This is a genomic window from Paenirhizobium cremeum (genome assembly GCF_022884085.1).
Classification (GTDB): Bacteria; Pseudomonadota; Alphaproteobacteria; order Rhizobiales; family Rhizobiaceae; genus Allorhizobium; species Allorhizobium cremeum.
In genome coordinates, this window is the sequence record NZ_JAGGCS010000020.1 from 1 (window position 1) to 17,976 (window position 17,976).

The following is a 17,976-nucleotide window of genomic DNA, read 5'->3' on the forward strand; positions in this document are numbered from 1 at the left end:
CACCTCGATCAAAACTTCGCCGGCACGCGGGCCGTCGAGCTCAACTTCAGTCACGACAAGGGGTTTTCCGGCCTCAACGGCCAGAGCAGCGCGTGTGCGCATGGATCGCCTCCCGAATGCTTGTATGATACCGGCCTTCTCCGGCCTTGGGTGCAGATTACAAACGGGCAAAGCGCAGTGACAATTGCGACCTTAGTGTGTGTATCGGCCCTTTTGGCATTCCGGTCGGTAGGCCTATACTGACGCTTGTCAGGGAGGACATCGTCATGAAAATCGCAAGCTTTGCGCTGTTTCTAGCGCTTATTCCGGCTGTTGCCGGAGCCGCCGATTTTTCCGATCCGGACTGGCCCTGCATCCAGCGCAAGGTCGAAAACCTGTCGCCGGGACTGATGTGGCCGAAGCCCGTGACGAGGACGGCCCTGCCTCCGGAAGCCGCCGACCTCGCCGCCAGGCTTGCATTGCGCCGGGTGAGCCTCGAAGAGGCCGAAACGCAAGTCGGAGACTTCCTCAAAAAGACCGCGGGAGCCGATGCGCAACTTCTGGGCAACATCTTCTACGACGTCTTCGACAAGCTCGCCGAAGACCGCCATCGTCTCATCAGCGGCATAGCGCGCTATTCCCGCAACCAGATCGCCCTGTCGAAGAAGATCGAAGACAGCCGCAACGAGATGGCAAGGCTGACCGCCGAGAAGAGCCAGGATTTCGATCGGATCGACAAACTGGAAGAGCAGATCGACTGGGATGAACGCATCTACAAGGATCGCACGCAGGCGCTGACCTATGTCTGCGAGACGCCGGTGATTATCGAGAAACGCGCCTATGCGATCGCCCAGCTCCTGTTGAAGCACGTTCCCGATTGACATTTCCGGCTTGCCGGATCGGGTTCATTCCCATTCGAGTTCGGTATAGGCCGCCGTCGCGTTGCGCGGATTGTAGAGGTCGAACAGGGCCCAGTTGCGCGCCTCGCCGGCGCCGATGCTGCGGGAGGCCTCGGCAAGTGGCACCCCCGCCTTCACGGCCGACCGCGTGTCGGTTTCCAGCACCTCCAGATAATGCGCCAGGGCCGACATGCCGGATGGCCAGTCGAGCGCCGGGCGGCCATGCCCCGGCACGGCGCGGGCAGCCTTCATCCCCGAAAGGTCATCCAGCACCGAACGCCAGCCCTTCAACGAACCGTCGAGCGCCGGCGCATGCTCGTCGAAAAGCAGGTCGCCCGCGATCAGTGTCGCGGTCTGCCTGTCGAAGACGGTGAGATCAGAGAATGTGTGCGCTGTCGGCCATGCCTTGAGGTCGATCGGCCTGTCGCCGAGATCGATCGTCTCCGTACCGGCAACCACGCGATCCGGCGCGACGATGCGGCTCCCGAGAAAGGCCTTTTCGCCGATCAGACGACCGAAACTGGCCTGATAGCTTTCCGCCCGATCGGCAAGAGCCCTTGGCAGGTTCTGCTGGCCTACGATCGCCGCCCCGGCCTCGCGTAGGGGTTCGGCGCCGAACACATGGTCGGGATGCATATGGGTCAGAACGAGATGGGAGATCGGCAGCGCGGTCCGCTCGCGAACGGCGAGATAGACCTCCTCGCCAATCTGGCGGGAACCGCCGGCATCGACAACCGCAACGCTTTCCTTTCCCACCACGAGGACAATGTTGGAGACGTCGCCGGCATTCCCGGCATCCGGCTCCGCCACTTCTCCGCGATGCACGAACAATCCCGGCGCTATCTCCGTAAACGCGAGCCTCGATAACGGACGTGTCCGGCAGAACGGTTCAGCCGGGGCAAAGCCGGAAAGCCAGGAGGGCGGGCGATGCCGCACGCGCCCCTCGCATTCCGCTTTTGTGACAGCCCCATAGCCCGGCAGCAGCGCCAGCCGGCACGGCCCGCCGGCGGGCGAAGCATCCGACGCTTCGACGGCCGAAAGCAGGCACAGGGACACGAAAGCCTCGAACATCGGCCCATTCCTGTTGAGTGACACATGCGGGCCAGCCTGCGTCCGTGACGGCGACGCCTCAACACATCCGAAAGGCTCGGTTCTGTGTGCGTCCGACATGGCGTATGATGTTCGGCATGAGCGCCCCGGAACTTGCAACTTCAACGGCAAAGGGGACATGGCCCCCATGAGATACCTACTTGCAGCACTGTCGGTCCTGCTTTCGGCAGGTTTTGCCTTGAGTGGCGAGCCGCGCCTCGATAATCCGATGGTCGAGAGCCCGACATGGAACGACATCAGGGGCGACATCTCGGGCGACGCCACGCTGCTGGATGGCTCGAACCTTCTCACCCTGACTGCCCCCTATCGCGCCGATGACGCCGCCACCGTGCCGATCACCATCGAGCAGACGGATAAAACAGCGGGGCCCATCTCGTCGATCAAGCTGGTGATCGATGAAAACCCCTCGCCGCTCGCCGCCGAGATCCGGTTCGGTCCGGCCATGATGCCCCTGAAATTCGAGACGCGGGTAAGGGTGAACCAGTATTCCAACGTCCGGGTGATCGCGAACACGCCCAAGGGCAGCTACATGATCGGCCGTTTCGTCAAAGCGTCCGGCGGCTGCTCCGCGCCGGCGACGAAAGATCCGGCCGCCGCGCTGAAAGGCATGGGCGAGATGCGTCTGCGAAGCTTCGACACGGCAACGGCTGCACAGAACGTCCGGCGGGAGGCGCAGATCATGATAAGGCATCCGAATTATTCGGGGCTGCAGCGCGATCAGGTCACACAGCTCTTCATCGGCGCCCATTTCATCAACGAGCTGGAGGTGCGTCAGGGCAATGAGCTGCTCTTCGCGCTGGAGGGCGGCATATCGATCAGCGAAAACCCGACCTTCCGCTTTGCCTACATCGACGATGGTTCGCCGGAACTTACCGTGCATGCGGTCGATACCGAGGGCAACGTCTTCGATCAGGCCTTGCCCAAACGCCCGCCCGCCTGACGGTTAAACAGCAGACGGTTCAATGGTTCAAAAGCAAAGCATCTCCGCCTCGGCCTGAGCCCGTCTGAGTTCTGTCACCATGGCGCGCGGCATGACTGCGCTCTTGAACATCGAAAGCTGCTCGCCGGTGCCCTGCTGCAATGTCAGCACGGTCTCCGCCTCGACATATTTCTCATAAGGGAGGATGGAGGCGATCACATCTATCGAACAGGCGCACTGCCGCAGAACCGTACGGTTCTCGCCATTTGCCGCCATGCAGCCGAAGACATAATCGGCGCGCGCTTCCGTCGGATAGTCGTTCAACCGTTCCGGCAAGCTTTGCCCGATGGCGGGCGCACCGAAAGCCGAAGCCAGCAGAAGGCAGACGACCAGCCGTTTCATGGCTTTGCCTCGGCCTTGTCCGTCAGCGTGATGACATTGCGATAACCGGCATCCTCCGTCCCCTGCCCTTCCGGCACGGTGGCTTCCAGAGAGTAGAGCCAGCCGGGCACCTCCTCCGACACGGTGACGGACAACGCAAGCTCGGCAAATCGCCCCATCTTGTCGCGCGCCTTGTCCTTTTCCAGCGGCCGCAGCGTTACTTTCCGGGCGGCAATGTCGCGATCACCGAGATGCACGGAAACCGGCACCACTTCGGCATCCTTCAGCAGCGCCTCCTTGATCCGGTTGCGGATGTAGAACGGGCTGCCGCCGGATTGCGCGGCGACATCCGTCAGCGTGCTTTCAAGAAAGTACATGATGAGCGGATTGCCGACCGAAGCCGGGAAATTGCCGAGAGACCGCATCCGGGGGCCCTGCCGCAGGATCAGCGCGACATTGTCGTCTCCGGTCAGTTGCAGACCGATATTGTCGCTATCCGGAGCCTCCCCTTTTTTCCCGGCGGAAAGCACCCGATCGTAAAGCAGGGTATCCGGCGGTTCCTTTCCGGCCTTTGCCGGCGGCGAGGCCTCGAGTCCGGAAAGGGAACCCTTGTGGAAAAGAAGATCGTAGGTTCCGGCAGCCGATGCGATCCCGGCAGAGCCGAGAATCGCGAGAAGAAGCACGAACAGACGCATTGCCAACCTCCCTTTTTACCTGAAGCCTAACGCCGTCTTCATCGGCCCGTCACCGCAGACATTGGTCTGTGTTTGGACCGTACTCGACGCTCCGCCTCAGGCGACCCGCGCCCGGGTTTTCCAGTCGATCAGCGCCCTGAGACGCACGAGCTGGACCGGCTTGGTCAGGACGGCAAAGGACATCTCGTTCGCCTGCGCCTGGAAATCGCGGTGCCGGTTGGCGGAAATGATGATGGCGGGAATGTCGGAACCGGCAAGCGCGCGCAGCGTGCGGATCGTCTCGATGCCGTTGTCCTCGTCGTCAAGCTGGTAATCCGCAAGCACGATGTCGGGCGCGGTTCCGATCTCCTGCATCAAGGAGATGGCCTCGCGCGTCGAACCGGCCGCCAGCACGCTCGCACCCCATCCCTCCAATTTCTGCGTCATCGCATGCAGTTCGTCCGCATCGTTCTCGACCACCATGACGATCAGGTCGAGATCGCCCTCCGGCGCCGCCTCGACCACCGGGTTTTCGTAGAGGGCGACGGCACCCGGCGCCGTCAGCGGCACTTCGATCGAGAACATCGACCCCACGCCCGGCCGGGAAACGAGGCGCACGGGATGGTCGAGATGGCGGCAGGCCCTCTCGACGATCGAAAGCCCCAGCCCCATGCCCGTCCCCCGGCCTCCGCCACCGCGGGTGAACTCCTTGAACACCCGCGCCTGGTCGGCCTCCGATATGCCGATCCCCGTATCCCAGACCTCGATGCGCAGCCGCGAGCCGGCGAGCCGGCAACCGACCAGCACCCGGCCGCTTTCGGTATACTGGATCGCATTGACGACGAGATTCTGCACGGAACGCAGGAGATAACGCTGATCGCTCGTCACCCATCGGCTCGACGGCACGATCCTGAGTTCGATCCCCTTTTCAGCGGCAAAGGGAGCGAGGTCTTCGCTGAGCCCCTGCAACATATTGCCGACAGAGAAGGAGGTGATGCTGAATTCGGCGCCGGAACTGTCAAGCCTCGAGATGTCGAGGAGCGCCTGGAGAAGGGTCTCGATCGAGGTGAAGGAACGGTTGAGGCGGCTCACCACTTCCTTTGCACCGGCCTCTCCGACCGTCTCCGTCAGCATCGAAAGGTAGAGCTTGGCGGCGTTGATCGGTTGCAAAAGGTCATGGCTCGCGGCTGCGAGAAAACGGGTCTTGGAAATATGCGCCGCCTCCGCCGCCTCCTTGGCGAGACGCAACGCCCCCTCGATCTTGGTCTGCTCCGCGGCATGGACCTGCAATTGCCGATTGGCTTCAGTCAGTTCCGCGGTGCGCTCCGTGACCCTCTGCTCAAGCAGGGCGGCCGCTTCCGTTTCCGCCGTCACATCCATGAGCGAGACGATGAAACCATCGTCGGGCAGGCCATGCAGGCGCATATCGAGGCGCATGCCGTCTCGCCGGCGAAAATGCTGCTGCACGGTTTCCCCCCGCCGCAACGCCTTGAACCAGCGCGCAAGCTCCGGCCGGCGGGATTTCCGGTCGACGATTTCGTGACGCTCGACATGTTCTATGATCCGCTGAAACGGCGTGCCCTTCTTCAACAGCGACAAAGGCACGCCGAGCAATGCGCCGAAGCGCTCGTTATGCACGAGCAGCGCGCCTTCGGAGGAAAACGTGCAGACACCGAGCGACATGTGATCGAAGGCCGCCTGCAGAAGATGGGCCTGCTGGTCGATCAGCCGGTCCTTTTCCCGCCGGTTCTCCCGCACGAGATCGGTGATTTCCGTCTGCAGCACCGCGATATTGCCGGAACTGGTCTGGCGGCAGGAGATCTGGAACCAGCGGTCGTTGCGCAAGGCGATGACGAAAGAAGAAAAGCCGTGGCCGGATGTCTCCGGCAAACCGTTCCCCGGCGGCCGGCGAACGACCTTCACGCCATCGGTCTCCTCGCTTGCGAGATATTTGCTGGCCTCGACGGCCCGCAGATAATCATCGAAGGCGAGCCCCGGTTTGATGATCGGCTCGACATCGGGAAGGAGCCGCCGGAACTGCGTGTTGCAGACCTGTAGCCGGTCCTCGGAGAAAAGGGCAAAGCCGCCCTCCATGGCAACCATGGCGTCGGCGAGATTGCGCTGCATGCGCTCCTGGGTCTGGTAGGCGATTTCAAGCTCGCTCGAAGCCCTTCCCAGCGTGTCGAGCGCCTTTTCCAGATCCTTTGTCTTTTCCCAGACCTTGGCCTGGAGCGTGATGGCGGACTGGAACAGCGAATAAGCCGTGCCGCCCACCTCATGCCCGCGTTCCGCGCGGTTAATCAGCGCCTCGATGATTTTCGCCTGCTTGGCGATCTGGACTTCGGCAGGATCGCTCGGATCGATCATAAAGCCGCCTCCCTCTTCGGCCGGAAGAAGGCGACACCCACGAAGGTCTGGTTCACATGAACGCCGAGATGCTGCTCGCCATAGGTGCTGAAGCCCACAACACGATGCTGGCGAAAGCGTTCCGATGCCTCGTCTGCCAGCCCCTTCCGCTCGATTTCCAGCTTGCGCAGATAGCAGTCGAAACCGAGGATGAAATCGGGATCGGCGCCATTCTCGTCGGTCACGGTCAGCCCGCTGTCCAGCGTGCGGATGATCTCCTTGCCTCGCCCCAGCGTCAGAAGCAGGCCGTCGTCGATCGCCGACAGGAAGGTCAGCCCGTGTTCTCCATGGATCTGCTGGATGGCGCGCACATGATAGAGATCGCGGTTGCGCACCAGCACCGGATTTTCGGCAAAGATGGTCGGTGAAAGTTCGTCGGTAGGAACGCCGACGAGACGGGCATATTCCTCCGCGGCGGGCGAGCCGTTGATCTCCAGCACCAGCCGCTCCTCGGGAACCGCACGGGTGACGACCATGCGGCGCTCCGTCGGCTGGAAATGGTCGAAACCCAGGCCCTGGAAATCCAGATCCGTTTCCAGCAACAGGAGGAGCGCGGCGTTGCTGTGGAACTGACCGTCGCGCAGAACCTGCGTCTGCTGAAAGCGCAGGCCGTCACCGGCGGAGCCGCCAAATACCGGTATGTCGCCGAGCCCCGCTTCCAGCGCCGCGACAAGGATATCCTCCTGCTTGGACAGCCCATCGGCAAAAATCAGCGCCAGACGGCGGCGTCCCGGCGTGCTGCCGAACTGGACGGAAAGCCGCTCCGCCTGTGACACCACGTCGGCGATGGAAAGCGGCGAGATCGGCGAAAACAGGGCCGAGGCGACCCGGAAATGGCTGCGCTCGAAAGCGAGCGCGACCAGTCCGTCATTGTCGTAGCCGAGCGGCGTAATCTGGCCCGCCGTCGTGCAGCCGAACACGACGGTATGCGGCATGGCATCGGCGAGCGCGGCCGGCAGCGCTTCGCTCGCCAGCCGACAGGGCACGAACAGCAGGATGAAGCTCGCTCGGGCATTTGCCAGCTGGCGGCGGATATCGGCGATGGCTTCCCTCGTGTCGCCTGCATGAGACACGGCGATCCGCACCGCTTTCGCGGGCTTCCTGTCAAGAGCTTCCCTTTGCGCCGTCACCCTCCTGCCATCCTCCCGTGAAGGCAAGCCACCGCGGCCATCGTCCCTTCTATTGAAGGTTGTGGCGGATGGAGACCTCCCTCACCAGCATCGCCGCCTGCGTGCGATTGTGCACGCCCAGCCGCCGCAGAAGCGCTGTGATATGCGCCTTCACGGTCGCTTCCGCGAGCTGCATCTCGTAGGCGATCAGCTTGTTTGGCATGCCCTCGCAGATCAGGCTCAGGATGCGCGTTTGCTGCTGCGAAAGATGAGCGATCTTGCGCGAAATCGTCTCGACGGACCGCTCGTTCTCCTTGGCCCGGGCCGGCATGGCATAACCCGGCGGGACATAGGTCTTGCCGTTCCAGATGTCCGTCATCGCCTCCTGGAACACCTGACGGCCCGTTTCCTTGGGGATGAAACCCGCCGCGCCGGCGGAAATGACGGATTGCACCACACCTTCCGTCGTGATCGCCGAAATGACGATCACCGGAACATCGGGCATCTTTTCCTTTATCTTCAAGAAACCGCTCAGCCCCGACGCATCGGGCAGGTTGAGGTCGAGAATGACGAGATCCGGCGAAAACCGCATGCGCAACTGATGCAGTGCCTCGCCTAGCGTAGTCGCTGTTCGAATCCGGCGGGTATTGAAGATGCTCTCCATCGTCGTCGCAAGAGCATCGCAATAAAGCGGATGATCGTCGATCACCAGCGCCGACTTGATCGAAAGCGACGATACGGACAGTTCTGCCCGCGACATGGCTTTCCTCCCAAAAATATCCCTTGTCTGGATCACGGAGTGTCTTCACCCCGGTCCGCCTATCACTGGATTATTTCTGCTCCCAATTGTGGCCGGCTCTCCCCAGCGCAACCACTCCCATTTTGTTACACAGTTTTGCCATGCATGCAATTGCTGAATTCCCAGGCAGAAGCTGGCGTCAAATAAGGCAAATTTTCGAATTTGCTTATAATTCATCGCCCCCGGTGGCTATCGTCCCGGCAACTCCGCACAGCCCGCGGGCAATGCGGTGTATCGCAGAAAGGTGAAAGCGCCAGAAACGCCTTGCGCCTTTGGCCTGTCGACAGTATGTCTACAAATTATCCCGCTCCAACGAACCGGTGCGTCACGATGCTTGAACCCACTCCCACGGACGACACCGCCGAAGCGCCACGCTCCCGCGGTTCCGGCACGCAGACCGTATATGCGACCCTGCGCCAGGAAATCCTGGCCATGACCCTGCCGCCGGGAAGCCCGCTCGACGAAGTCCGGCTTTCCGACCGCTTCGGCATGTCGCGCACGCCCATCCGCGAAGCCCTGTTGCGGCTTGCTTCCGACGGCCTCGTGACGACACTGCCGAACCGCAACACCATCGTCGCGACCATCGATTTCGCCACGCTGCCGACCTATTTCGACGCGCTGTCCCTGATGTACCGCGTGACGACCCGCGCAGCGGCCGCTCGCAAGAACCCGGCGATCATGGCAACCGTCCGCAAGCGCCAGAACGAATTCGAGGCCGCCGTGAGGGCACAGGACGCCTATGCGATGATCGAGGCGAACCGCGAATTCCACGTCGCCATCGCCGAACTGGGAGGCAACCCCTATTACACGACCTTCTTCGGCCGTCTGCTGGATGAAGGCCGACGTATTCTGAGGCTTTATTACTCGACCTTCGACGACCGCCTGCCACTGCAATATGTGCAGGAACACGAGGACATGATCGCCGCCATCGAGGCCGGAGACGTCGAGCATGCCGATCGTCTGGCCATCGCCCATGCGGAACAGATCGTGCGTCAGATCCAGGAATACATCGCGCGCGACATGAACAGCGCCCTGTCGATCAACAATCTCTGACACCCTCCCCCGCCGCCGATCGGATCAACATGTCCAGCGAGAACTCTTCCATGCCTGCTCAAAAGAAAGCCGATGTCGTCGTCATCGGCGCCGGAATCGTTGGCGCCATGTCGGCCTACCATCTTCAACAGCAGGGCCGGAGCGTCCTGCTCCTCGACCGCACCGGACCTGCGGCGGGAGCAAGCGCGGGAAACGCCGGTATTCTCGCCTATCCGGAGATCATCCCGATCCCCTCGCCCGGCATCATGTTCAAGGCTCCGAAGTGGCTCCTCGACCCGCTCGGGCCGCTCAGCATCCGGCCGGCCTATGCATTGAAGATCGCCCCCTGGCTCTGGCATTTCTGGCGCGCCAGTTCCCGCAAGGCTTTCGAACAGGGCATTGCGGCCCAGACCGCAATGATGGAACTCGCCGCCACCGAAATGGCGCGCATCAGGGCCATTCCCGGGCTTTCGTCCTTCATCGACAATACCGGTACGCTCGATCTCTATGACAGCGAGGCGAGTTTCAACGCCGCCGCGCACGACTGGCTGGTGAAGGAAAAGGCCGGCTTCGAATTCAAGCGGGTCGGCCGCGCGGAAATCGAGGAACTGCAGCCGGGACTGGCTCCCCAGTTCCGTCACGCCATGTATTCGGTCTCCGGCCTCCAGGTCAACGATCCCAAGGAGTTCACGCGGGCAGTCTGCGCCGAGGCGGAAGCGGTCGGCGCAGTTTTGAAAACGGCCGAAGTCGTCGATATCGCCGCGACTGGAGAGGGCGCCGTCGTAACGCTTGCAAACGGCGAGCGTTTGGATGCCGGCACAATCGTACTTGCCGGCGGCGCATGGTCCAGGAAACTCGCGGCGCGTCTGGGCGACAAGGTGCCGCTTGAAACCGAACGCGGGTACAACACCACCTTGCCCGCCCAGTCCTTCGCCCTGAAGCGGCAGCTTTATTTCAACGATCACGCCTTCGTCGTGACGCCGCTCGCCAATGGCATCCGTGTCGGCGGTGCCGTGGAACTCGGCGGCCTCGACCTGCCTCCGAATTACGCCCGCTCCAAGAACCTGCTGGCCAAGGCCGCCCGCTTCCTGCCTGAACTCGACACGCGCGGCGGCACGGAATGGATGGGCTTCCGTCCGTCGCTGCCCGATTGCCTTCCGGTGATCGGTTATTCGACGGCCAGCCGTTCGGTCATCTACGCCTTTGGCCATGGCCATCTGGGGCTGACGCAATCGGCAGCCACCGGCAAACTCGTCTCCGATCTCGCCGCCGGACGGGCGACCGGCATATCGCTCGCCGCTTTCCGTCCGGACCGCTTCCGCTGAGGCATCGCCTTCCGGCGCGCTGCCTTGCGGTCCGACCGGCCCGGTCCCGCTTGTCCCGGCATCGCCACCATGCTGCAAAGGAATACAAGATGACGTCGATCACCCCCACGCTCAGGATTTCCGACGAGGAAAGGCAGGCAAGGCTCATCCGCCTCCGGTCGGCCATCGAAGAGGCCGGTCTCGGCGGCATGCTGCTCGGCCCGACCGAAAGCCTGCGTTATTTCACCGGCCTCGTCTGGCATGCAAGCGAGCGTCTTCTCGGCGCGCTGGTGACGCCGAAGGGGCTCTACTACATCGTCCCGGGCTTCGAGCAGAGCCGGGTGGAAAGCCTGCCGCACCTGCCGGGCGAAATCTGCGTCTGGCAGGAAGAGGAAAGCAGCGCGGCTCTCGTCGCCTCCCTGCTCGGCGCCGGCGAAACCCTTGCCGTGGACGATGCCGTCGCGCTTTTCGTCTATCATGCGCTCGCCCGCACCCTCGGTGCCGGCCGGCTGGTCGATGGCGGCCCGATGATCCGTAGCCAGCGCCTTCGAAAGTCGCCCGCCGAAATCGCGATCATCCAGTACGCGATGAACCTCACCCTCGACGTGCACAAGCGCGCCCACAGCATCCTGAAACCGGGCATTCGCGCTTCCGAAGTCGTCCGCTTCATCGATGACGAACATCGCGCGCGCGGCGCAGAGGGCGGCTCCACCTTCTGCATCGTCTCCTTCGGCCAAGCGACCTCCCTGCCGCACGGCGCCGATGGCGATCAGGTGTTGAAATCGGGCGACGTCGTTCTGGTCGATACCGGCTGCCGCATCGACGGCTATCATTCCGATCTCACCCGCACCTACATGCTCGATGAGCCGACGGAGGAATTCACCCGGATCTGGACGATGGAACGGGAGGCGCAGCAGGCGGTCTTCGATGCCGCAAAGATCGGCGCGCCCTGCGAGAGCCTGGATGACGCGGCACGCGCGGTCCTCACCCGCCACGGCCTCGGGCCAGACTATCGCCTGCCCGGACTGCCGCATCGCGCAGGTCACGGCCTCGGCCTCGAAATCCACGAGGAGCCCTTCATCGTGCGCGGCAACCGTACCCTTCTCGCCGAAGGCATGTGCTTTTCCAACGAGCCGATGATCGTCGTTCCCGACAGGTTCGGCGTGCGGCTGGAAGATCACATCCACATGACCGCCTCCGGGCCAGAATGGTTCACCCTCCCGGCCAGGGGGCCGGCCGAGCCCTTTGCCTGACGGCGGCAAAGGCCTGTGCCTCCGGCTCCTTTGAACCCCGCATCCAGGACCCTTGAAAGAGATGCAGCCACACCTCTTGTCTTCTGTCGACAAATTGTATACTGATATATCAGACAAACCCAAGGAGTTTCCAATGACCACTGGCTGGCGCGGCGTCATCCCTGCCGTAACGACCCAATTCAACGAAGATCTCTCGATCGATTTCGAGAGCACCCGTCGCGTGCAGGACGCGCTCGTCAATGACGGCGTGCACGGCCTGATCGTCATGGGCACCTGCGGCGAGAACAACTCGCTCGATCCGGAAGAAAAGCGCGCCATCCTGAAGGGTGCCGTCGAAGTGGTGAACGGCCGCGTGCCGGTTATCACAGGCGTTTCGGAATTCGACACCCGTCGCGCCGTCGCCTATGCGCAGGACGCGGAAAAGATCGGTGCCACCGGCCTCATGGTCCTGCCGGCCATGGTCTATGTACCGAAGCCGGAAGAGCTGGTCGCCCATTTCAAGGCCGTCGCCGCAGCCACCTCGCTGCCGATCATGCTCTACAACAACCCGCCGGCCTATCGCGTCAACATCGGCATCGAAGTGCTGAAGCAGCTTGAAGACGTTCCGAACATCAAGGCCGTCAAGGAAAGTGCGCCCGACACCCGCCGCTTCACCGACCTCCTGAACGCCTTTGGCGATCGCTTCGACATCTTCGCCGGCCTCGACGACGTGGCGCTCGAAGGCATGATGCTCGGCGCCAAGGGCTGGGTCTCCGGCCTCACCAGCGCCTTCCCGCAGGAATCCGTTGCCCTCGTCGCCGCTATCGACCGTGGCGATTGGGAAGAGGCCCGCCGCATCTATCGCTGGTTCATGCCGCTTCTGCATCTCGACGCCGAGCACGACCTCGTCCAGACGATCAAGCTCGCCGAACAGATCATGGGCCGCGGTTCCGAGCGCGTTCGCATGCCGCGCATGATCCTGCAGGGCGCCCGCCGCGCCGAAATCACCGCAATGGTCGAAAAGGCCGCAGCGACCCGCCCGACCAGGAAGGTCTGAGGCAGGGAACCGACAACACCGTTAAGGGGCCGCCGTGTGTTTTGCACCGGCGGCCCGTTCTCGTTTTCACCATCGCCCGACATCGGGCCAATCCGCCCCGGTCATGGGGCAAAGCACAGACTGACCGACAGGAATGCCAGCAATGTCCGCAGATATCGAATATATTCCCGTTGAAGACGCAATGAAGCTCGCGACCGGGATTCTTCTCGGTCTTGGCCTCTCCGCCGGTCATGCCGAGGCGAACGCCAGATCGGTGGTCACAGCCCAGCGGGACGAATGTTATTCACACGGCCTCTGGCGCCTGCTCGGCTTCGTTTCGACCATCCGCAAAGGAAAGGTCAATCCGGATGCCACACCGGCAGTGGACGCCTCCGCCCCCGGCATCGTCAAGGTCGACGCCCGCTACGGCTTTTCCCTGCTCGCCTTTCGCGAAGGCCTGCCGCATCTTATCGAAAAGGCGGGCAAGCTCGGCATCGCCGCCATGGCCATCAACAACTGCTATCACTTCTCCGCGCTCTGGCCGGAGGTGGAGGACATCGCCAGCGCCGGGCTGGTGTCGCTGGCCATGACCCCGAGCCATAGCTGGGTCGCCCCCGCAGGCGGCAGAAAGCCGGTCTTCGGCACCAATCCGCTTGCCTTCGGCTGGCCGCGCCCGGCCGGCAATCCTTTCGTGTTCGATTTCGCCACCAGTGCTGCAGCCCGCGGCGAGATCGAACTGCACCGTCGCGCCGGCAAGACCATTCCGCGTGGCTGGGGCATCGACGGCGAGGGCAAGGACACCACCGACCCGGCTGACGTCCTGAAAGGTGCCATGCTCACCTTCGGCGGCCACAAGGGCTCCGCCCTCTCGGCCATGATCGAACTGATGGCGGGGCCGCTGATCGCCGATATGACCAGTGCTGAATCCATGGCCTTCGACGATGGCGCCGGCGTCACGCCATGCCATGGCGAGCTGATTATCGCCCTCGACCCGAAAATGTTCCTCGGCGGAGCAATGAACGAGCAGATGCAGCGGGCGGAAAAGATGTTCGACGCCATCACCGGCCAGGGCGCCCGACTGCCGTCCCAGCGCCGCTACGAGGCGCGCGCCCGCAACAACGGCCTCGGCGTTCCCGTGCAAAAAAGCCTGCTCACCGAACTGCGGGAAACGCTGGCTTCGCTACGCCCGTAACGATCTCCGGCCACGCCTCCGAGGACGGCGGCACCGCTCAGGTGCCACCTCCCTTTGCACCGTCATGCCGATTTGCCACTGTGTCCCCTCGCGAATGTCGAGATGATCGGCAACCGATCCGGAGACGGGCCTGCCGACGGCAAATGAAACCTGACCAATGTGCTTAGCCACGGTCCCGAGCATACCCATTCCGTTGGAACCGGGGCGTAACCAGCCGCACGATCCTAAGCCGGATGTCCGTTTTGAAACCCCGTGGAAGAATGCTTAGGCTTGACGGTCTGGGATGGTCGGGACGGCAACGGAGGGGGTTATGGCACGTGTTGGCTTGCGGGAATGGCTGGCGATCGCACCGGTCATCGCTTCCGGACGCCTCTCCCGTTACGGCAACGGCGATGGCGGCCCTCTGACACGCTTCGAAACGGCCTTTTCCGAAAGCTTCGGCGTCAGACATGTGCTGACGACGAGCAGCGGAACCGGCGCGCTGATCGCTGCACTCGTTGCCGCCGGCATCGGTCCGGGCGACGAGGTGCTGGTACCGGCCTATACCTGGATCGCCACCGCCGCCGCCGCCCTTGCCGTCGGCGCGGTGCCCGTTCTTGTCGAGATCGACCAGACGCTCACCATCGACCCCTCCGATATCCTGCGCAAGATCACGCCCAACACACGCGCCATCATCCCGGTTCACATGGCCAACATGGTCTGCGACATGGACAGCATCATGCGCATTGCCCGCGAACACGGCCTTCTGGTGATCGAGGATGCCTGCCAGGCGGTCGGCCTCAGCTACAAGGGCAGGCGCGCCGGCACCATCGGCGATATCGGCGCCTTCAGCTTCAACCAGTTCAAGAACATCAGCATTGGCGAAGGCGGCGCGATCGTCACCAATGACGACCACTTCTTCGCCCGTGCCCGCATGTATCACGACATCGGCTCGGTCTTTCGCGGCCATCTCGACAACGCCAACGAACCGCTCCTTCCGGGCATCAACCTCAAGGCCAGCCAGATCCAGGGCGCCATGCTCAATGTCCAGCTCAAGAAACTCGACCCAATGGTGCGTCGGATGCGCAGGCGTTACGATGCCCTGTCCCGGATATTGGAAGAAGGCGGCGAACTGCATGTCGGCCCGCATAACGACCGGCCCAATGCCGCCGGCCTGCACGTCATCTTCGACAGCGAAGATCAGGCGAAAGCCTTCGCCGCCCGCAACAAGCGCGGCGTCTACCGCCTGCACGACTCCAGCCGCCACGTCTACACCTTCTGGCAACCGATCCTCGAACAACGGCCCGTCCACCCCAGGATGAACCCGTTTGCCTGGGCGGAAAGAAAGATCGACTATTCGCCGAACGCCTGCCCCCGCTCCCTCGATATCCTGAAGCGCACCTGCCGCATCGGTCTTGGGGAGAATTATCCTCTCCCGCTCATGCAGTATTTCGCCCGCAAGATGGCACGCCAGAGTGCGGCGCCGGACCGCAACCTTGTCGCCTCACCGGGAATTTCGTGACATGTCCGCACAGACAGCATCGCCTGAACCCGACCCGAACCTCGCGACGGTCGATATCTGGAGCTGGTCGCTCGACCAGCCGGAAGACAAGATCGACCAGCTCACGGCTCTTCTCTCGACGGACGAGGCTATGCGTGCCGCCCGTTTCGTGAAGGAGCAAGACGCCATGCGCTACGTCGCCGGCAGGGGGCGGCTGCGCCTTATCCTCGGGGAATATCTCGGCATCGCACCGCAGCGCCTGACCTTTGCGTATAACGACTTCGGCAAACCCTATCTCACCTCGGCCGGCCGTGGAGACCTGCACTTCAATCTCAGCCACAGCGCCGACCGCGCGGTGCTGGCGATCTCGGACCGCTTCCCGCTCGGCATCGACATCGAGCAGGCAAAGCCGATGAAGGAAGACATTGCCGGGCATTTCTTCTCGCCGAAGGAATGTGCGATCCTGCGCGCCATGCCGGCCCACCTTTACCTGCCGGCCTTCTATCGTTGCTGGACACGCAAGGAGGCCTTCGTGAAGGCCCATGGCGCCGGCCTGTCGCTGGCCCTCGATGCCTTTGACGTACCCCTCGGAAACGAGCCGACACTCCGGCTGGAACGCCTCGACGATACGATCGGTGCGCCCGATGACTGGAGCCTGCTCGATCTCGATGTCCCCGAAGGTTTCTTCGGAGCACTCGCGGCCCTGACCGCTGGCACACCCGTCGGACTGCGCTACCGGTCGTGAACCGACAAGCCCAACGCAGGCAACCTCGACAAAAGATACGGTTAGAGCGTCAACCGTGCGTCGATGACATATCGCCCGCCGCCGGCATCGAAATGATGGCATCCCATCAGGCCCGGCTTGAAATCCGGGGTTATCGTGCGGATACACCGCTCCCGGTAGGTCTCGAGATCCAATTGCTCGATTTCCATGATGTTGAGCCCGTAGCCGTAAATGCCGTTCTCGTTGCGCTGGGAGGGTCGATAGAGCGTGCCGCCGCGCTCGAACATGCGACCGGCATTGCGGGCGAGCGTGCTGTCGATGACGACCGGATTCCGCTTGTGCGGCACGATCCGCGAGAGCGCCGGCCCATCCACCTCGAAGACATGCAATTCGCTGCAATGGTCCTCATAGGCATGGAAATCGGAGAGGTTGGTGAAAAGCCACCATCTGCCCTGGAAGAAGGTCAATGTGCTGTCGGCCGCCGACAGGCCCTCCAGCGCGGTCGAATACAGCTCCCATCGGAGCGGAAAGTCGATGCAGCGCCAGACCTCCAGCCGCCGAGCCTGATTGGTTTCCGGCATCATGAAAAGATCACCGCCATGCCGGAAGATGAAGGGGTAGGAAAGATGATGGTCGCATTCGAGCGCCACCCCCAGGCGCTCCAGTCGATCGCCGACAAAACGGCTGACCGCGATATGGGCCTTGTGCTGGCCTTGCGCATAGGCCTCGTAGAAGAGATAGCATTCCCCCTCATGCTCCAGAATGAAGGGGTCCGCACGGATCTCGTCATCCTCGGGGACGATCTCGACGGCCTGGCGGGGATCGAAATCGTCGATCGCGCCGCGACCGGTGTAAAGCGTCCAGACGGCGGAACCACCCCCCACTCTCGACATCAACGCCTTGCCGGCCCGACCGAGCAACGCGCTCGACAATGAATAGCCGTAGCGCAGCAGGTCGACGTCGGACGGCACCGTTTCCGGATAATCCTCGACATCCCCCGCCACCGCATCCCCAAGACGCCCGGTATCGACGATACGGCCGAGTTCCCGCATGACCAGCGTCACCGCCCGCTCCTTGACGAAATCGCCGTTTCGGACAGCACTGAACTTCGTGTTGAAGGCGGAAGACGCAATACACAACGTCCCGGCAGGATCTCCGCGCCGGACGAGTAGCCGCAGCCCCGTGGATGGCTGTTTCTCGATGACGCTTTGATAACCGGACCAATCGACATCTCCCGAACTCTGTGTGGAGAAGGAAAGATGCCATTCGCCGAAAGGTAACAGATGCAGCGCTTCGGCAGGCAACCCCTCGGCACAGAGGCAGAGAACCAGATCGGTATCCTTAAGAAGGGCAGTCAAACGTTCCGTACCTCCCCGAACGGCCCCGCCTCCGAAATGCTCGAAGCGCTGGGCTCCAGGGTCGAAGTGCTGAGGGACGAAGACCGGCTGGCGGCCTAACGCTGCCCGTTCCAGCCGCGACGCCAGGCTGAGCAGCGATGACACCTTCCGTTCCGCCGGCTGCTCCGGAGTGAGCAGGAAAACATCGAGCCTAAAACGGTAATCGGCGGCAATGCGGTCCAGCACCCGCAATTGCCAGTTTTCAAAACCGTCCGTCCTGTCCGTCACCACGCCGATCCTCACCGGCTGTGCGACGGGTTGGGGCGAAACCTCCTCCAGTTGGACGGCGACGGTGTCGGGCAT

General features: G+C 62.8%; 16 protein-coding genes. 9 read left to right on the top strand and 7 right to left on the bottom strand.

Going from position 1 to position 17,976, the window contains the following annotated elements; genetic code table 11:
- The first annotated feature begins 266 nt into the window (after positions 1-266).
- Positions 267-860, top strand: coding sequence for a hypothetical protein (locus J5N58_RS24030; RefSeq protein ID WP_244713654.1), 594 nt, complete (start codon positions 267-269; stop codon positions 858-860).
- 24 nt (positions 861-884) lie between these two features.
- Here the strand turns inward: J5N58_RS24030 and J5N58_RS24035 are convergent, their stop codons facing one another.
- Entirely contained in the window at positions 885-1,949 is a 1,065-nt protein-coding gene (locus tag J5N58_RS24035) for a quinoprotein relay system zinc metallohydrolase 2 (RefSeq protein ID WP_244713656.1), read from the bottom strand.
- Positions 1,950-2,115: 166 nt separating this feature from the next.
- Between J5N58_RS24035 and J5N58_RS24040 the strand changes: the two genes are divergently transcribed.
- Positions 2,116-2,928 carry a quinoprotein dehydrogenase-associated SoxYZ-like carrier gene (locus tag J5N58_RS24040; RefSeq protein ID WP_244713659.1) on the top strand — a complete coding sequence of 271 codons (813 nt, stop codon included), beginning with the start codon at positions 2,116-2,118 and terminating at the stop codon, positions 2,926-2,928.
- Between the two features lie 27 nt (positions 2,929-2,955).
- Here J5N58_RS24040 and J5N58_RS24045 read toward each other — a convergent pair whose 3' ends face one another.
- The 5 genes from J5N58_RS24045 to J5N58_RS24065 all read right to left on the bottom strand — a co-directional run bounded on the left by J5N58_RS24045 (position 2,956) and on the right by J5N58_RS24065 (position 8,237).
- Positions 2,956-3,309: a hypothetical protein gene (locus J5N58_RS24045; protein WP_244713662.1), complete on the bottom strand. Its 354-nt coding sequence runs from the start codon at positions 3,307-3,309 to the stop codon at positions 2,956-2,958.
- Positions 3,306-3,983: a hypothetical protein gene (locus J5N58_RS24050; RefSeq protein ID WP_244713665.1), complete on the bottom strand. Its 678-nt coding sequence runs from the start codon at positions 3,981-3,983 to the stop codon at positions 3,306-3,308. Before J5N58_RS24050 ends, J5N58_RS24045 begins: the two co-directional genes overlap by 4 nt.
- Before the next feature lie 96 nt (positions 3,984-4,079).
- The gene (locus J5N58_RS24055) at positions 4,080-6,329 is read right to left on the bottom strand and encodes a hybrid sensor histidine kinase/response regulator (RefSeq protein WP_244713668.1); all 2,250 of its coding nucleotides are present in this window, start codon (positions 6,327-6,329) and stop codon (positions 4,080-4,082) included.
- Positions 6,326-7,498: an FIST N-terminal domain-containing protein gene (locus tag J5N58_RS24060; RefSeq protein WP_113426586.1), complete on the bottom strand. Its 1,173-nt coding sequence runs from the start codon at positions 7,496-7,498 to the stop codon at positions 6,326-6,328. Before J5N58_RS24060 ends, J5N58_RS24055 begins: the two co-directional genes overlap by 4 nt.
- 49 nt (positions 7,499-7,547) lie before the next feature.
- A complete protein-coding gene (locus tag J5N58_RS24065; protein ID WP_244713671.1) occupies positions 7,548-8,237 on the bottom strand; it encodes a response regulator in 690 nt (229 codons plus the stop codon).
- Between the two features lie 369 nt (positions 8,238-8,606).
- Here J5N58_RS24065 and J5N58_RS24070 point away from each other — a divergent pair, with 369 nt between their 5' ends.
- The 7 genes from J5N58_RS24070 (at position 8,607) to J5N58_RS24100 (ending at position 16,297) form a co-directional block, all read left to right on the top strand.
- On the top strand, positions 8,607-9,329 hold the full coding sequence (locus tag J5N58_RS24070; RefSeq protein WP_113340984.1) for a GntR family transcriptional regulator: 723 nt from the start codon (positions 8,607-8,609) through the stop codon (positions 9,327-9,329).
- A 50-nt stretch (positions 9,330-9,379) separates the two neighbouring features.
- Positions 9,380-10,633 (top strand): NAD(P)/FAD-dependent oxidoreductase, encoded by a 1,254-nt coding sequence (locus tag J5N58_RS24075; RefSeq protein WP_244713674.1) that lies wholly within the window; start codon positions 9,380-9,382, stop codon positions 10,631-10,633.
- An 89-nt stretch (positions 10,634-10,722) separates the two neighbouring features.
- Positions 10,723-11,865 carry a M24 family metallopeptidase gene (locus J5N58_RS24080; protein ID WP_244713677.1) on the top strand — a complete coding sequence of 381 codons (1,143 nt, stop codon included), beginning with the start codon at positions 10,723-10,725 and terminating at the stop codon, positions 11,863-11,865.
- A 133-nt stretch (positions 11,866-11,998) separates the two neighbouring features.
- Complete coding sequence (locus J5N58_RS24085) at positions 11,999-12,901, top strand: dihydrodipicolinate synthase family protein (protein ID WP_112828469.1); 903 nt, start codon at positions 11,999-12,001, stop codon at positions 12,899-12,901.
- Positions 12,902-13,043: 142 nt separating this feature from the next.
- Positions 13,044-14,072, top strand: coding sequence for an Ldh family oxidoreductase (locus J5N58_RS24090; RefSeq protein ID WP_280520093.1), 1,029 nt, complete (start codon positions 13,044-13,046; stop codon positions 14,070-14,072).
- Between the two features lie 310 nt (positions 14,073-14,382).
- On the top strand, positions 14,383-15,573 hold the full coding sequence (locus tag J5N58_RS24095; RefSeq protein WP_113340987.1) for a DegT/DnrJ/EryC1/StrS family aminotransferase: 1,191 nt from the start codon (positions 14,383-14,385) through the stop codon (positions 15,571-15,573).
- A gap of 1 nt (position 15,574) precedes the next feature.
- A complete protein-coding gene (locus J5N58_RS24100; protein WP_244713680.1) occupies positions 15,575-16,297 on the top strand; it encodes a 4'-phosphopantetheinyl transferase family protein in 723 nt (240 codons plus the stop codon).
- Between the two features lie 41 nt (positions 16,298-16,338).
- Here J5N58_RS24100 and J5N58_RS24105 read toward each other — a convergent pair whose 3' ends face one another.
- Positions 16,339-17,976, bottom strand: coding sequence for a glucosamine inositolphosphorylceramide transferase family protein (locus J5N58_RS24105; RefSeq protein WP_244713683.1), 1,638 nt, complete (start codon positions 17,974-17,976; stop codon positions 16,339-16,341).